Origin of the sequence: Blautia parvula, assembly GCF_020215665.1 — a bacterium.
Lineage (GTDB): Bacteria > Bacillota > Clostridia > Lachnospirales > Lachnospiraceae > Blautia > Blautia celeris.
In genome coordinates, this window is record NZ_CP084061.1 from 6,180,526 (window position 1) to 6,197,443 (window position 16,918).

The following is a 16,918-nucleotide window of genomic DNA, read 5'->3' on the forward strand; positions in this document are numbered from 1 at the left end:
TCTCCGCGAGGAGGGTGTGGATTGAAATATATTCAACCAGCGAGCGGATTTGGCGGTCTATCAGTCACTCTCCGCGAGGAGGGTGTGGATTGAAATTCTTTGCTTCTTCACTGCTTAGATGTCTTATCGGGTCACTCTCCGCGAGGAGGGTGTGGATTGAAATCGGATGGTAATATAGACGCCTGGCATAAGGTTGTGGTCACTCTCCGCGAGGAGGGTGTGGATTGAAATTACGATCATCAACATTTTTATCTGTAGACCGCTTAGTCACTCTCCGCGAGGAGGGTGTGGATTGAAATGGTGCATAAATCTTTGCCATTATCTGCGCCTCCTTGGTCACTCTCCGCGAGGAGGGTGTGGATTGAAATTAACTTGCCCATGTCATAGTTACGTGGCAAAAAGGTCACTCTCCGCGAGGAGGGTGTGGATTGAAATTGCAACTCCACAAGGCTATACATGTAATCACCCGTCACTCTCCGCGAGGAGGGTGTGGATTGAAATTTTTTGGGTAAATCATAGTTAATACACGTTTTATGTCACTCTCCGCGAGGAGGGTGTGGATTGAAATGTATAGTTCTCCAGGTCAATGTCAACAATTGAGGTCACTCTCCGCGAGGAGGGTGTGGATTGAAATAATAGTCAAAAAGAAACAAAGTGGTTATCTCGATTGTCACTCTCCGCGAGGAGGGTGTGGATTGAAATGTCATAAATCATTATATAAGGGCTGTATCCCAAAGTCACTCTCCGCGAGGAGGGTGTGGATTGAAATTCCAAACGGACTCGCGGACTTGTGGGCACAGGTGTGTCACTCTCCGCGAGGAGGGTGTGGATTGAAATAAAAGACGGTAATGGACGTTATGAGAAGACCATAAAGTCACTCTCCGCGAGGAGGGTGTGGATTGAAATTCCGCCTGATGACAGATTTACCAAATCAGAGTTGGTCACTCTCCGCGAGGAGGGTGTGGATTGAAATGTCTATGCCATCTGGCATTGTCATAAATCCGTCTGCGTCACTCTCCGCGAGGAGGGTGTGGATTGAAATAGAGCATCTAATCGTGCTTTTATATCCACAGTATGTCACTCTCCGCGAGGAGGGTGTGGATTGAAATGTGTAACCGGTATTACATACCTTTTTCCCCTCACGGTCACTCTCCGCGAGGAGGGTGTGAATTGAAATTCATCCTTTTGTACATTGCTCCGTTTGGCTCTGTGTCACTCTCCGCGAGAAGGGTGTAAACTGAAACAGCAATAAAACCAAATACCCAAAAAAGGAAAAATCCACTCTTTACAAATCAAGTGCAGAATAGAGCCATTTATATCAGCGCTGCATTTGGAGATACCGTAGTTGTTCACAAACAACCAATCTCCCGATTACGCAAATCCCCTTGACCATCATGACAAAACCCATTGACACCAGCAAAAAATCTAACTATAATAATGGCACAGTAACCCGGTAATTTACCTACAGCGTTGGTCGTTGGGCTGGCGCTGTTTTGTTATGCAGGATTTATTCTTGGATTTGGGAGAATATAACTGTCGGAGGATGAACATGGCAACAATCAAGGAAATTGCAAAGGCATGTAACGTCTCAATCTCAACGGTTTCTAATATACTAAATGGCAAGGAAAAGGCCAGACAGGAGACAAAGGAACTGGTTTTGCAGAAAGCAAAAGAGATGAATTACGTGCCAAATTATATGGCAAAAAATCTGAAACAAAAAAATACCAAAACAATCGGAATCATAGCAGAGGATCTGACTATATTCCATACCCCTGCCATTGTGGACGGCATAAGCGCCTGTCTGGAAAAAAAGGGCTATGCTCTGCTTATGGGCAACATGAGAATGTATCAGAAATACGGCAACGCTTTCTATACGTATAAAGAATACAGCAGCCTGGTTCAGGGCGAAATGCAGGAGATGCTTGCGAAAAGAGTGGAAGGTATCATATATGTGGAAGGCCATTACCATGTGATGAAACAATTTCCGGAACTGTTAGCGGTCCCAACAGTAGCAGTATATGGAAAAGTGGACAGCAGTGAGGTACCTTCGGTTATTTATGATGATGAACAGGGCGGATATGAGGCAGCAAAAACACTTATTTCCATGGGACATAGAAAAATAGGAGTCATCACAGGAAATCATCAAAGCCACCATACAATGGAACGAATGAGAGGATTTATGAAAGCTCTCTTTGACAACGGAATCCCATTCAATCCGTGTTGGGAAATAAGTGGAGAGTGGAATCGTGCGAACGGCTATACAGCTGCGGAACAGTTGATTCAGCAGGGAGTCACTGCGATTTTCGCTATGAATGACATTATGGCAGGCGGCGTATATGACTATGTCAATGAAAAAGGTTTGAAGATAGGAACGGATTTATCAGTTATTGGTTTTGATAACAGAGAAATTAGTGAAGCGTTTTACCCAACGCTGTCTACGGTTGCACTGCCATTGAGCTATATGGGAAATATAGCGGCAGAACTTTTGACCATGAAGTTAGAAAATCAGGCAGGAGAGGCGGAAAAGAGGGAATATAAAATACCCTGCCAGGTAATATACCGCAATTCCATTTGCAGGATTCAGTAATACTATCATCTGTTTCATAAAATCTACAAAGAACAAAAATATCATATCTCGATTCAACAGTCAAAAAACCGGTATATCACACTGACATCAGCCGATATTTTATCCAATTGCAGAAGAGCACGGTACTATCCAGTGATATAAACAGGTGAAATAAGTAAAACGTTATACTAAAATATAAAATTTCATACACAAAGTTCCTTAAATTGTATTGTTATTTAGACAAAATAGTAGCGTAAATAGGAAAAATAATATAAAAGGTACAAGTAGCCTGATGATTGCAGACTTGTACCTTTTCTGTTTTCCATTGCCAAAGTAAAACGAATTAAAATTGTATAAAATGTACAATAATAGGGCGATAAAATTTTCTAATTATCACAAAAACCATATAAAATAAGAAAAAAATGTTGTACACGGTATTGTTATAAAGTATAATTCTTCCATAGTTAGTAAAACGTTTTAAAGAAAGGGAGAATAAGATGAAAAAGAATCAATACGCACTCTCAGGATTGTCTTTAGCCCTGACAGCAGCCATGACTCTTGGAACCTGTCTGCCGTATCTCGGCCCAATAGAGATAAAGGCAGCAGCCCGGGAATTCATCGCAGAGAAGACAGATAAGGGATATCATCTCCGCAATGAATATTTTGATGTAGAGACCGGCAGGTACGGGGAAATTACATCCTTGAAAATTGTCGGAGACGAATATGATACCAACTATGTCATGAACGTCAATGACAATCCAAAACAGGACACGCCTGCCCATGAATGGATGGGTGACCTGATGTTCAAGACAAAGAAGAGCGGGGAGGAGAACTGGACAGAAGCGCTGACAAATTCCTCTGATGCGGGAAGAAGCGTGGAGTTAAAGGACAATAAGATTGTTGTAACCTACGACAACACGAAAACGGAAGGGGAGAGAGCCATCAGGGATTTCAGGCTGGTGGAGACCTATTCCCTGGCGGATGACCAGCTTCGCTGGGAAATCACCGTAGAAAATACCACGGACTCAGATCTTATTTTCGGTGACTTTGGTGTGCCTCTGGCATTCCATGAAATATGGGTAAACCAGGGAGAGGCATACGAAACCTGCACTGTGGACCACAGCTTTGTGGGAAAAGACTCTTCCTATGTGTATGCCACAAGACCAAGCGGTGAGGGGCATTTTCTGCTCATGACTCCGGATACGGAGACAGGTGCAGGATTTGAATACCAGGACCACTGGCAGGTGGGACAGAGAAGAGCAGAAGAAAAAGAGTGGTGTATGGATCAGGCTGACTGGGCAAATGGTCTGAATGTATTTTATATTCACGCAGATGCTGTCAGTGCAGATGAGAAATCAGGCAATAAGGGCTATATGGACAGTACCAGTATGACGCTTGAAGCCGGAAAAAGCAAAACCTACGCGTTTGAATTCACAGGTGTGGCGGATGAAAAAGAGATGAAAGATACCCTGTATGAAGAGGGCATCATGGATGCAGTGGCAGTCCCGGGCATGACATTCGCCAGGGATATGCCGGCAAAAATGTATCTGCATACAAAGGTTCCGTCAGAGGATATATCCTTTGAATTCCGCTGTCCTCATACCAATAACCTTCACCGGGGCACCAATACGGTATCCAATAACCTGCCCTGCGAAAAGACAGAGGATAACACCTATGCAGAGTTTACAGAGACAAAAGTGATTGACGGTGAGCAGTACCATATTTATAATATCGCTTTCGGAGATTTGGGACAGAATGATATCATTGTGAACTATAGACAGAACGGGAAAGAGAAGACAACCATGCTGCAGTTCTATATGATGGATGATTTACAGTCCGCTCTGAATCTGCACTCGGATTTTCTGCTGAAAACACAGTGGGATGCGCCGGGAGCTATCCAGGATAAAGTATTTGATGACTGGATGATGGACAGCAAGTCAAAACGCGGTTCCTTTGACGGATACTGGGGCTGGGGTGATGACTGGGGATATGTCCATGGAGAGTATCTGGCGGAAATGAATTCCTATAATCCTGTGGAAGAGCAGGTACAGGCCCTGGACGAATATCTGGATACAGCTATCTGGGAGAATCTGATGCAGGAACACCAGGAAGATTTCCTGATACACGATTTCCTGATGCCGGAACCGAACGGTACACCGACATACAGAGGATTCGCATACCCCCATATTTATAATACTTACTTTTCCATGTATAAAATCGCAGAGCAGTACCCGGATCTGATCGAGTACAAAGAGGATGCGGACACCTATCTGCTCCGATGTTATCATATTATGGATGCCCTCTATAACGAAGGAAGTGTAGGATACAACTGGAATACAGGACTTATGGGAGAGTCCACTACACCATCTATTATCCAGGCTCTTAAAGAGAGAGGATATGAGGAAGAGGCAGAAAACCTGGAATCTGTCATGGAGAAAAAATTTAATAACTTTGCCAATGACAAATATCCGTACATTTCAGAATACCCATATGACAATACCAGTGAGGAAGCTGTATATACCATGGCAAAAATGTTCGGAAACGAGGAGGTCATGGCAAAAGTAAACGAAAAGACAAGGGCCTGCCGCGGTGTACAGCCAATCTGGTACCATTACGGAAATCCAACTACCATCTGCGGCGAAAACTGGTTCAACTTCCAGTATACAGCCTCCCTGGCAGGATACTGCATGGATGACTGGCTGCGCATGCAGGATAACGGCATGTCATCTGAGGAGGCAGGACTTGCACAGCGCATTAACTATGCAGGTAAATTGGCTAACTTTACAGTCATCAACTCCGGCCAGATTGACGCGGATGCGGAAAATGTGGGCACGGTTGCCTGGACATATCAGGCAGAGATGGGAAATGATACGGCACTGGGAACCGGAGGCGGAAAACTCCACAATGGATGGAGGCAGATGTCAGGAGAGGCAGATCTGGCCCTGTTTGGAGCAATTAGGATCGCTTCCTCTGATGTGGCAGAAGATCCGGTATTCGGACTTTTTGGATATGGCTGTGAAGTCTCTGACAATGGCAGCAGCTATGAGGTGACGCCTCTCGACGGCGTATACCACAGACTGAACCTGATCAATGAGCAGGTTTCCCTGGAACTGTACAGAGATCAGTACAGCAGCGCAGTAGTTTCCAAAGACGGAAGCAGTATTTCTTTGGATATCGTAAATGTGACGGGACAGGAACATGAATCAAATCTGGACATTACCGGTATTCCGGCAGGTACCTATCAGGTTTTTGTCAACGGTCAGACAGCCGGAAGCTTTGAAGCTCAGGATCAGACCACGACCGTGGCTCTGCCTATTCCGGAAGGTGACAGCGCCGGGATCAGGATTCAGCCAGGGGAGCTTCTGAATGATACAACACCTGTTGTGGATGCAGGGGAGGATACCCGGGTTACCATGGAGGAAGAAACGGTTCTCCACGGTATGGCAAGAGATGCCGCATGGCTGCACAGAACCCCTGATGTGACGTGGACAGCAGAGGAGGCGCCAGCCGGTGCAAAAGTCACTTTTGCAAACGATAAAGTGGTTTCCACAAAAGTGGAATTTGACAAAGCGGGGGAATACACCCTGAAACTTACAGCAGAAGGCAGAAGCAATACAGCCAGTGATACGGTTAAGATTACAGTGGAAGGCATACCGCAGCTTCCCGAAACCATCGCTTCTTATGATTTTGAGGAGGCAAATGTTGATACAGAGAATAAAACTGTAAAAGATATCAGCGGTTCAGGTATCAATGCTGAACTGAAAGCAAATGTGGAATTTTCCGAAGGAAAAGACGGCAGAGGTGTTTCCATGGATGGAGAGATCGGCGGATACGTGAAGCTGAAAAGCGGCCTTACAAAATATACCAAAGAGGCCACCATATCCATGGATATAAAACTGAACGGCAAACAGACAAACGGGACGAGACTTTTCGAATTCGGCGATATGGATGATAATTTGTTCTACGCTGCCTGCGAAAGCGCCAACGAACTGTCGCTGAATATAACAAACCAGAAGACAAAAGAGGTCATAACAGCAAAATCAGGTGTGCTCCTCAACCCGGATGCATGGCAGAATATTGAAGTCACCCTGAAAGACAACAGGGCAGTGCTGTATATCAACGGGGAAGCATACGCAGAGATAGAGGATGCGGAATTTGATTTCAGCCGATTGGGTACCACCCAGCGCAGCTTCCTGGGACGTTCTTATTCTGAAAGCACTCCATGGCTGAACGGTACCTATGATAACTTTAAAATGCTGTCAAAAGCCATGAGCGCAGAGGAAATCAAGGCGGCGTATGGATCCGATGAGGCAGTTACCGTGACAGAGGTTGTGGTATCACCAGTCATCACCTCTGTAGGCATAGCACCTGAAATGCCGAAAACAGCCAAGGTGGAGTATTCCAACGGTCTGTGCCAATATGAACAGGTAACATGGAATGAGATTGACAAATCTTCCTACGCAAAGAAAGGGGAATTTGAGGTTTCAGGAAGAATTGATGCCCTGGAACTGGAAGTTTCCACAATGGTTCAGGTAGTGGAGGGAAAAGAACAGAATATCGCTCTGCTGGCCGTACCCACAGCTGTTTTTGATAATCCGGATGACCTGGGCGGTGTAGCAGGCTTAAACGATGGATTTGACCCTGTAAACTCCAATGACAAGTCACACGGTGTATGGCACAACTGGCAGGGAGACCAGAAAGGAGAAGCCTGGGTACAGTACACCTGGAACGCAGAGGTTACCATTACAGGCACGGATGCTTATTATTTTACAGACGGCAACTTTGCGCCGGCCTCCGTCAATTTCCAGTATCTTGACCGTGAAGGTAACTGGAGAGATGTGGAGAACGGGGACGGTTTTGGTACAAAATTAAATCAGTATAATAAAACCGTCTTTTCACCTGTGACCACCACAGCATTCCGCATGATCATGAACCCGAAGACACTGGGATGCGGTGTGATCGAATGGAAAGTATACGGTTACTCTGATGAATCCGCAGCAGATAAAAAACTTCTGCAGGCAGCTCTGGATAAGGCCAAAGCCCTGAATCTCCATATTTTTGAGGAAGGTGCTGAGGAAATCCTGAATACAGCCATAGCGGAGGCGCAGGCTGTCTTTGACAATACAGAAGCATCCCAGGATGAGGTGGATGCGGCAGCAGCCAGACTGGAGAGAGTGATGATCACCCTTCCTGTAATGGATGCAAATCTGGCGTATAGTGCAACACCGTCAACCAGCTTTATATCCGACTGGGAAAAATTATCGGCGGTAAATGACGCAGTTGTACCTGAAAGTTCACAGGATCCGGATCCGTCATTGTATGCAAGATACGGTACATGGGGCAATGAAAGTGAATATGAAACGGTTACTTACACATGGGATACAGATGTGACATTAAACGAAAGTGATATTTATTTTTGGTATGACGGAAGCACCACCACAAACGGTGGTATTAATATTCCGGAATCCTATAAATATGAATATCTGGACAAGGAAGGAAATTGGAATGAGGTAACAGAACCGACCGCTTACCCAACAGAAATTGACGGTTTCAACACTACATCCTTTGAGCCTGTGACAACGAAAGCTTTCCGGGTGACCATGATAAAACAGGATGAAGATAAAAATGATAAAAATGGTGTTGGCCTGATGGAATGGAAGGTATACGGCACCATAGCAAAAGCAGATAAGACGGCCCTCACAGAAGCTGTGGAGGAGGCTTCAGGCATTGAAACAGAGATTTATACACAGGAGACAAAAACAGCCTTTGAAAAGGCACTGGCAGATGCTAAGGCTGTCCTTGCCGATCCGGATGTAAGCAGTGAGGAAGTGAAGTTAGCCCTTTCCAGGCTGGTAAAAGCACAGAATAATCTGGAAGAAAAGGGCGGAGAGGGTATCCGTAATCTGGCCTTGGGAGCCAAGACGGACGGCCTGTGCAATTATGACGGATTGGACGGACGGCTCAGTGATCTGGGCGGCCTTGCAGCCCTCAATGACGGCGCAGTACCCGAAAATTCTGCAGACCAGAGCAGCCCTGTATGGCACAACTGGCATGACCGTTACGGCAGTGAAAACCAGGTTCTTAACGGATGGGTATCCTACACCTGGGATGAACCGGTGGTTCTTGACAGCACCAACGTTTATTATTTCAGGAACGGAAGCGGAGATTTCCTTCCAAAAGCAGTACAGTTTGAGTATCTGGATGAGGAAGGCATTTGGAACGCGGTTACAGGTGCAGAGGGACTTGGCTGTGAAGCTGACCGATTCAATACCACTACATTTGACAGAATCACCACCACAGCGATTCGTATGAACATGGAACCGGCCCTCAGGGAAGAGAATCAGGAAGATCCTTCCAGAGGAACCGGAGTCCTTGAATGGCAGGTAATGGGCATTTACGCAAAAGAACTGCCAAACAAAGATACGCTCAGGAAAGCTGTAGAGGCGGCAGAGGAGAAACAGGAGACAGATTATACAGAGGACTCCTGGAAAATATTCGACCGGGCGCTGAAAAATGCAAAAGAAGTTCTGAATGACATATATACGGATCAGGAGCAGGTTGACAATGCTCTTGACAGCCTTATGGAGGCCATGGAAAACCTTACAGAAGCCGGTACTGAATCAGGGGTCAGAAATATGGCGGCCTGTGCGGCGGCAGAGGGATTATGCAGCTATGACGGACAGGACGGCAGACCATACGATCTGGGCGGACTTGCAGCTTTAAATGACGGCGCCGTACCCGAGAATTCTGCGGATACAGCAAACGGTGCATGGCACAACTGGTTAGACCGCTACGATGAGAACGGCAGCATACAAGACGGCTGGGTATCCTATACCTGGGAGAAACCGGTGGTTCTGGAAGGCAGCAGTGTATACTTCTTCCAAAATGGAAACGGGGATTTCCTTCCTGCATCCGCACAGATTGAGTATCTCAGTGAGGAGGGTACATGGCTTCCTGTTTCTGAAAATCGTATGGGATGCGATGCGGATACATTTAACACGATAACATTTGACAAGATTACCACAACCTCCATCCGGATGATTATGAAACCGGCTCTGCGGGAGGGCAGTGAGGAAGACCCGTCAAGGGGAACCGGAGTCCTTGAATGGCAGGCAATGGGCCGGTACGCAGATGAAATCAAGGAAAACGCGGATAAAACACTGCTGAAGGAAGCACTGGCTGAGGCGGCAGGAAAACAGCAGGCAGATTTCACAGGAGCAAGCTGGGAAGCGTTCCGAAAAGCTTATGAAAAGGCAAAAGATATTTATGCCGATACAGATGCGGACCAGACACTTGTGAATGCTGTACTGGCAGAACTGAACGATGCCATATCAGGCCTGACCGAAAAAGCAGATCTGACAGAGCTTAACAGTATGATCGCCCGGGCTGAGAAGAAGACAGAGGATGCTTACACAGAGGAAACCTGGAATCTGTTTGCAGAGGCTCTGACAGCAGCGAAAGCTGCGGCGGAAAAAGAAGATATCACACAGGAGGAAGCCGACAGCGCAAGAGATGCCCTGCGGTCTGCTATGGAGAACCTGGAGAAAAAAGATGCAGATGTGGTAAATAAAGAAGCCTTGAAAGCAGCGATTGAGGAGGCAGAGAAAAAAGAGGAATCCAAATATACAAAAGAGAGCTGGGAAGGATTTGCCCGGGCCTGGAAGGCAGCAAAAGAAGTCTTTGAGAATGAGGCCGCCACTGCGGAGCAGGTGGAGGAGCAGACAGCTCTTCTGAATGCAGCCATGGCAGCCCTGGTATTAAGGGAAAAAGATCCGGAAGACCCGGAGCAGGAGGCAGACAAGGCAGCACTTGCAAAGCTTGTGGAGAAGGCCAATGGTTTTACAAGAGCTGACTATACGGAAGATACATGGGCAGTCTTTGACCTGGCACTGGTAAACGCCCAGAAAGTTCTGGCTGACAAAGCAGCGGACCAGGAGACTGTGGACAAGGCAGGTAAAGAACTGCAGGCAGCAATGAATCAGCTTGTGAAGGTAAACAACGAAAGCAGCCTGGATCTGAGCCGCATCAAAGCCCTGATCCAAAAGGCGGAAAAGCTGGAAAAAGAAGATTACACAGCAGCAAGCTTTCAAACCTTCAGCCAGGCATTAAAGGAGGCAAAGGCAATCCTGGACGCTGACGGCGCGTCACAGAGTGATGTAGACAAAAAAGCGCAGGCACTTGAAAAAGCCATGAAGAATCTGAAGAAAAAATCAGGTTCCGGACCCAAGGCGCCCGGAAACACTGGAGGAAAAGGCAGTTCAGGCAAAGGAAGCGGTTCCGGTTCCGGAAATGGTGCCAAAAGTGTGAAAACAGGAGATGAAACACCAATCCTTCCGTTTGCAGGCGTTGCTGTGCTCTCCCTTGCAGGAATCGTGTGTCTTCTCAAGAGAAGACGGACAGAATAAGAAATAACAAAATAAAATAAGAATTTTTTACAGAGCATCTGCGGCGACTGAGCCGGCAGATGCTCTTTTGCATTAACCTGCGCAAAACAGTAAAATATTGTTATTAAGATAATTTTATTAGACTATTTGCTGAAATCTGTTATAATACCTTTTAGATGTATTAAGGAGACAGACTATGCAGAACAAACAGAAAAAGAATGCATGGATTCCCTCATACGCAGTATTTCCGCTGCTTTCCTGTGTGACAGTGAACTGTATTGTGTATTTTGGGATTGCCAAGCTTGCCGGCGAATGGAAGCATTATGACCTGACGCTGCCCTTTGACAGGGCGGTACCTCTGGTTCCCGGATTTGTATCCGTCTATCTGGGTTGCTATCTGTTCTGGATTATAAATTACATACTGATCGCAAGGCAGGGCGAGGAACATTGTATCCGTTTTGCCACGGCAGACATGATGTCAAGGCTGGTCTGCTGTGTGTTTTTTTTATTGCTGCCAACAACGAATGTCAGGCCTGCGCTTGAAGGGGAGGGCATCTGGGTGACTCTGCTGCAGGCTGTATATAACATGGATGCGCCGGTGAATCTCTTCCCCTCCATCCACTGCCTGGTAAGCTGGTTTTGTTTTATCGGCATTCGGGGAAGAAAATCGGTTCCGAAGGCGTACCGGGTATTTTCCTGCCTGTTTGCCCTGCTGGTATGTGTGTCCACGCAGGTGACAAAACAGCATTACATAGTGGATGTGTTCGGCGGGATCGCCATAGCGGAAATTACTTATTATATTGCATTCCATACGAATATTTACAGGCTGTCTAAAAAAGTATTTGACAGATTATATGAAATGTTTTTTAGCAGGAGAAAAAGTGCCTGCGGGAAAGAGAGTGAAGTTTGACAAGTAAAAAGAAAAAAATAGGAAACGGACTGTTTCTTGCAGCGGTTTTCATTTTGACCATATACAGTGTTTTCCACGGGGAGGATCTCCATGCTGTGCTGAAGGCCATCGTCAGGGTGAACCCCTGGTATCTTCTTCCGGCGGTGCTGGGCGTGATCATTTTTATCTGGGGAGAATCCATCATTATCCATTACATGCTGGGAACACTGAGTATCAGGACAAAGAAAAGGACCTGCTTCCAGTATTCCTGTATCGGGTTCTTTTTTAGCTGTATCACGCCGTCCGCAAGCGGCGGGCAGCCTATGCAGATTTATTATATGAGGAAAAACAAGATTCCCGTTCCGGTGGCTACACTGGTGCTTATGATCGTTACCATCACGTACAAATCGGTGCTGGTGTTTATCGGCCTTTTTGTTGCATTTTTCCAGAGAGGGTTTGTACATAAATATCTGGAAGGAATTCTTCCGGTCTTTTATCTGGGAGTGGCTTTAAATGTATTCTGCTGCATTGCCATGTCTGTCCTGGTGCTGTGTCCCTCACTGGCAAAGTTCATTATGATGAAGGGACTTGCGATTCTGGAACATGTGCGGATTTTCAGGAAAAAAGAGGAGAGGACCAGGAAACTGGAAGAGTCCATGAATCACTATACGGTTACTTCGGATTATCTGAAAGGACATGGGAAAGTGATCGTAAATGTGCTGCTGATCACATTTCTGCAGAGATTTGCCCTGTTTTTTGTGACATGGTTTGTTTACCGGGCCTTCGGTCTGCACGGGGCAAGTGTCTATGATGTGGTCATGCTTCAGGCGGTAGTGTCTGTGTCTGTGGATATGCTGCCTCTGCCGGGAGGAATGGGAATCAGTGAGAATCTGTTTCTGATCATATTCAAGACGATTTTTGTGGGCAGCCTGCTGCTGCCCGGCATGGTTTTAAGCAGAGGAATCGCTTTTTACGTGCAGCTGCTTTTCAGCGCGGGTATGACTGCAGTTGCGCATTTTACAATAGGACGTAAAGTCCAGGACAGTGCCGCGTAGGGTTTTGAGAACCGGCGCCTTATGTACCGGGAAGGATAAAGAAAAGAGGGACAGAAAAAAGATGATAGGATTTTATAATTATTCAGTGATATTGACTTATATAAGCCTGATTTCTTCCGTATTCGGAATGTCGCAGGCAATACACGGCAGATTTAAGGTGGCAGTGTTCTGCCTGGCTTTGTCAGGACTGTGTGATATGTTTGACGGAAAAATCGCCCGTTCCATGAAAAACAGGACAGAGGATGAGAAATCATTTGGCATCCAGATCGATTCCCTGTGTGACGTGGTCTGTTTCGGTATATTTCCGGCTATGATATGTTACCTTTTAGGCGTGAGGGGGCCTGTGGGGCTGGTAATCATAGCGCTGTACTGTGTCAACTCTGTCATACGGCTCGCTTACTTTAACGTGATGGAAATGAAAGGCGCACTGGTCAGCGAGGAGGGGGAGAAATACTACAAGGGCCTTCCCATCACCTCCATGGCTGTGGTGCTTCCACTGGTGTTCATGATACAGTTTTTTGTGCCGGATTTTGTATTCATCATATGCCTGCACCTGGCGCTTCTGGTGGTAGGGACACTGTTCGTGGTGAATTTCCGGTTTAGAAAGCCAAAGAACTCCACGCTGGCAGTTCTGGTGGCAGTGGTGGCTGTGGCTCTCTGCATTATGATTCTCAGGACCAGATACCGCATAGAATTCAGACACGGCTGGCCGTGGCTTCCCTGGCTGCGAAAGCTGTAAGATACAGGAGGATAACGGGATGAAATACATAGACAGAGAAGGAAAGATCACAACAGAGGATTCCGGGCAGGACAGACTCCTTCGGTGGATGTATACCCACAGGGCAGGACGTCTGGCTTTAAAGGTCCTGGTTTTGCCCGGAGTTTCCAAAGCAGGTGGATGGCTTCTGGACAGCAGGTGTTCCAGAGTGCTCATCAAACCCTTTGTGAAACGGCAGGGCATCGACCTTGACTTGTATGAGGGGCGGGAATATGCCTCCTACAATGATTTTTTTACAAGACAGATCAAGAAGGAACACCGGCCCATAGAGGGGGATGCAGGCACTTTGATCAGTCCCTGTGATGGAAAGCTGAGCGTCTATCCCATTGACGGGAAAAGACGCTTTTCTATTAAAGGGACAGAGTATACCGTGGATTCCCTGCTGCGTTCCGGACGTATTGCCGGGAGATACCGGGGAGGATACGCGTGCATTTTCCGTCTGACCGTAGATGACTATCACCGCTACTGCTATGTGGATGACGGCGTCAAATCCGTCAATATCAGGATACCGGGTGTATTTCATACGGTGAATCCGGCGGCAAATGAGGTCTGTCCCATCTATAAGGAAAATACAAGAGAATTCTCTCTGCTGCAGAGTGAGCATTTTAAGGTGGTGCTCATGATGGAAGTAGGTGCACTCATGGTGGGGCGTATCACCAATTATCATGAGGAGGGCAGCGTGAGAAGGGGAGAGGAAAAGGGACGCTTTGAGTTCGGCGGTTCCACTGTGATCCTGCTCTTTCAGAAGGATGCGGTGAAGTTTGACCGGCGTTTTTTGGAAAATACAGAGAACGGTTATGAGACCATTGTGAAAATGGGAGAGAGACTGGGGGAGGAAACGGACAGGGAATGACAGAGAGAAAAATAGCAGATTTGGATCTGCGGCAGATCGCAGAGTCCGGGCAGTGCTTCCGAATGGTCCAGAAAAGGGAAAATGTGTATGCCCTTACCGCTTTTGGAAAGTATCTGGAAATAGAACAGAATGGGGACATGTTTTCTTTTTCCTGCACAGAGGAAGCGTTTGGAGAAATCTGGGAGGATTATCTGGACCTGCATACAGATTACGGCGCGATCAAAAGATCGGTAGATGCGGAGGATACCTATCTTCTGGAAGCGGTGCGGGAAGGATGGGGTATACGGATCCTGCGTCAGGATCTATGGGAAATGATAGTGACCTTTTTAGTATCCCAGAACAACAATATCTCCCGCATCAGAAAAAGCATTGAACTGCTGTGCAGTACCGTAGGAACAGAACAGTATACAGAGGAAGGGCTGCGGTATGATACATTTCCGGAACCGGAAGCGATCGCGCATGCAGGTATGGAAGTCCTTTCCACCTTGGGACTGGGATATAGGGATAAGTACATTTTAGGTGCAGCGCAGGCTGTCCTGGACGGCAGTCTGGACCTGGAAATGCTGCGTTTGGCAGATTATGAGACTGCCCACAAAGAGCTGGTAAAACAGTATGGGATCGGAAAAAAGGTGGCAGACTGTATCTGCCTTTTCGGACTTTACCATATAGAGGCATTTCCGGTGGATACTCATGTGAAAAAGATTCTGGAGGCTCATTATCCGGGAGGATTTCCCCATGAAAGGTATAAGGGATATGCGGGAATCCTGCAGCAGTACATGTTTTATCACGATTTAAATGCCGCGGCATAGAAAGGCAGCAGGCCTTATACATAGCCTGCTGTCAGATAACAGCTATAGATCGATGGAAGTGATTTTGGGATTTTTCCTGAGAAGCTCCAGGGTATGGAAGATATCATAGCTGTCCGGGAACTTTACGAAAAGCTTCACTTCCACCTGATTGTCTTTCAGGCGTTTTACCTTCATGCTGGTGATCTTGATCTCATCCAGGTGAAAGGTATTCTCCAGGATGCTGCGCAGATCATCCTCCTGCTCCATGATAAGGGTCACCTGCTCAATGCTGGAGGATTTCAGCCAGCGGAAATTTCGGTGGAAGAAAAACTGCAGAAGCAGTATCAGGACAGTGGCAGTGATGCCGGGAACATACATACCTGCGCCCAGTGCCATGCCCACGCCGACCGTTGCCCACAGCCCTGCTGAGGTGGTCAGGCCGCTGATATTCATCTTGTGGGTGAAGATGACCCCTGCGCCCAGAAAACCGATAGCAGTGACCACACCCGCGGCGATACGGGATGGGTCCAGGTTTACGTGGGAGGACAGGACATCGAAAAATCCGTATTTTGATACGATCATCATGAGTGCGGAGGCAAGGGACACAATGGAATGTGTGCGGATGCCGGCCATTTTCATTTGATTTTCCCGCTCGTATCCGATGAGGGCACCACAGAGAATGGCGCCCAGCATGCGGAGCGGATACTTCAAATAAAGCAGAATAAGTTCCATATAAATCCCTCCGTTTCTATTTCCATCTATTATAACAGAATATGATTTCAATAGCCAGCAAAGGAGGATTTTGCCATGATAGTGATCAATCAGGAAACTTGTGTGGGATGCGGGGCATGTGTGAAGGACTGCCCGGGCAGTGCCATTCATCTGGATGAGGGAATAGCTGCGGCCATTCGTCCGTGCATCCAGTGCGGCCACTGCGTTGCGGTCTGTCCGGTCAATGCGGTGTCCATCCCGGAATTTGATATGGAAGATGTGGAGGAGTATCGGGAGGGTGAGTTTTCCGTTTCCGGTGAACATTTTTTAAGAGCTGTAAAGTACCGCAGAAGCATCCGCAGTTTTAAGAAGGAGATTCCGGACAGAGAAACCATAGGAAAGATCCTGGAGGCGGGCCGCTATACAGCCACAGCCAAAAATATGCAGGACTGTACTTTCGTGGTGGTCCGAGAGCGGCTGGCAGAGTTTAAAAGCCTTGTCTGGCAGGAAATGCCGGGGATCATCCGGTCCTTAAAAGAGACAGGGCCGGATTATGCCCGGGCATTTTCCTTATTCTATAAATTATGGGAGCGGGACAGGGAGAAGGATACATTCTTTTTCAATACACCTGTATTTCTGGTCATTGCTTCGGAAAATCCTCTGGATGGAGGCCTTGCAGCTGCCAATATCGAGAATATGGCCGTTACACAGGGCCTGGGAGTGCTCTACAGCGGCTATATGATGCGTGTTATTAAGGAAAGCCCTGTTCTGCGGGAGTGGCTGGGAATCGGGGAAAAGATGGTTTCCTGCTGTATGCTGCTGGGATATCCGGATGTGAAATACAGACGCACCGCGCCCAGGAAAAAAGCGGATATTCTGTGGAAATAGTAAGTA

At 47.0% G+C, this 16,918-nt stretch carries 9 protein-coding genes and 1 CRISPR repeat array (1 of these 10 cut by a window edge); of the genes, 8 read left to right on the forward strand and 1 reads right to left on the reverse strand.

Translation table 11 applies throughout. The features are described from left to right. A CRISPR array of direct repeats spans positions 1-1,244; the repeat unit is 33 nt; unit sequence GTCACTCTCCGCGAGGAGGGTGTGGATTGAAAT (it extends 1,282 nt beyond the left edge of the window). Between the two features lie 305 nt (positions 1,245-1,549). The 7 genes from LC508_RS27845 (at position 1,550) to LC508_RS27875 (ending at position 15,334) form a co-directional block, all read left to right on the forward strand. After that, positions 1,550-2,587, forward strand: coding sequence for a LacI family DNA-binding transcriptional regulator (locus LC508_RS27845; protein WP_118594042.1), 1,038 nt, complete (start codon positions 1,550-1,552; stop codon positions 2,585-2,587). A gap of 476 nt (positions 2,588-3,063) precedes the next feature. Beyond that, complete coding sequence (locus tag LC508_RS27850) at positions 3,064-10,971, forward strand: DUF5695 domain-containing protein (RefSeq protein WP_103732567.1); 7,908 nt, start codon at positions 3,064-3,066, stop codon at positions 10,969-10,971. A 175-nt stretch (positions 10,972-11,146) separates the two neighbouring features. After that, entirely contained in the window at positions 11,147-11,860 is a 714-nt protein-coding gene (locus LC508_RS27855) for a phosphatase PAP2 family protein (RefSeq protein ID WP_033139316.1), read from the forward strand. Then, entirely contained in the window at positions 11,857-12,894 is a 1,038-nt protein-coding gene (locus LC508_RS27860; protein WP_033139317.1) for a lysylphosphatidylglycerol synthase transmembrane domain-containing protein, read from the forward strand. Before LC508_RS27855 ends, LC508_RS27860 begins: the two co-directional genes overlap by 4 nt. Positions 12,895-12,955: 61 nt before the next feature. Further along, positions 12,956-13,633, forward strand: a complete 678-nt coding sequence (locus tag LC508_RS27865; protein ID WP_033139332.1) for a CDP-alcohol phosphatidyltransferase family protein — start codon at positions 12,956-12,958, stop codon at positions 13,631-13,633. Positions 13,634-13,652: 19 nt separating this feature from the next. After that, positions 13,653-14,525 (forward strand): phosphatidylserine decarboxylase, encoded by an 873-nt coding sequence (locus tag LC508_RS27870; protein WP_033139318.1) that lies wholly within the window; start codon positions 13,653-13,655, stop codon positions 14,523-14,525. Beyond that, positions 14,522-15,334 (forward strand): DNA-3-methyladenine glycosylase family protein, encoded by an 813-nt coding sequence (locus LC508_RS27875; RefSeq protein ID WP_054353006.1) that lies wholly within the window; start codon positions 14,522-14,524, stop codon positions 15,332-15,334. The genes LC508_RS27870 and LC508_RS27875 overlap by 4 nt, the downstream gene beginning before the upstream one ends. A gap of 42 nt (positions 15,335-15,376) precedes the next feature. Here the strand turns inward: LC508_RS27875 and LC508_RS27880 are convergent, their stop codons facing one another. After that, on the reverse strand, positions 15,377-16,045 hold the full coding sequence (locus tag LC508_RS27880) for an MgtC/SapB family protein (RefSeq protein ID WP_033139320.1): 669 nt from the start codon (positions 16,043-16,045) through the stop codon (positions 15,377-15,379). A gap of 75 nt (positions 16,046-16,120) precedes the next feature. On the opposite strand from LC508_RS27880, the gene LC508_RS27885 reads away from it, so the two are divergent. Further along, the gene (locus tag LC508_RS27885) at positions 16,121-16,912 is read left to right on the forward strand and encodes a nitroreductase family protein (protein WP_103731942.1); all 792 of its coding nucleotides are present in this window, start codon (positions 16,121-16,123) and stop codon (positions 16,910-16,912) included. The last annotated feature ends 6 nt before the right edge of the window (positions 16,913-16,918 follow it).

Coding starts and splice junctions, on each gene's coding strand:
- LC508_RS27845 (WP_118594042.1), top strand. CDS start 1,550: ATGGCAACAATCAAGGAAATTGCAAAGGCATGTAACGTCTCAATCTCA.
- LC508_RS27850 (WP_103732567.1), top strand. CDS start 3,064: ATGAAAAAGAATCAATACGCACTCTCAGGATTGTCTTTAGCCCTGACA.
- LC508_RS27855 (WP_033139316.1), top strand. CDS start 11,147: ATGCAGAACAAACAGAAAAAGAATGCATGGATTCCCTCATACGCAGTA.
- LC508_RS27865 (WP_033139332.1), top strand. CDS start 12,956: ATGATAGGATTTTATAATTATTCAGTGATATTGACTTATATAAGCCTG.
- LC508_RS27870 (WP_033139318.1), top strand. CDS start 13,653: ATGAAATACATAGACAGAGAAGGAAAGATCACAACAGAGGATTCCGGG.
- LC508_RS27875 (WP_054353006.1), top strand. CDS start 14,522: ATGACAGAGAGAAAAATAGCAGATTTGGATCTGCGGCAGATCGCAGAG.
- LC508_RS27880 (WP_033139320.1), bottom strand. CDS start 16,045: ATGGAACTTATTCTGCTTTATTTGAAGTATCCGCTCCGCATGCTGGGC.
- LC508_RS27885 (WP_103731942.1), top strand. CDS start 16,121: ATGATAGTGATCAATCAGGAAACTTGTGTGGGATGCGGGGCATGTGTG.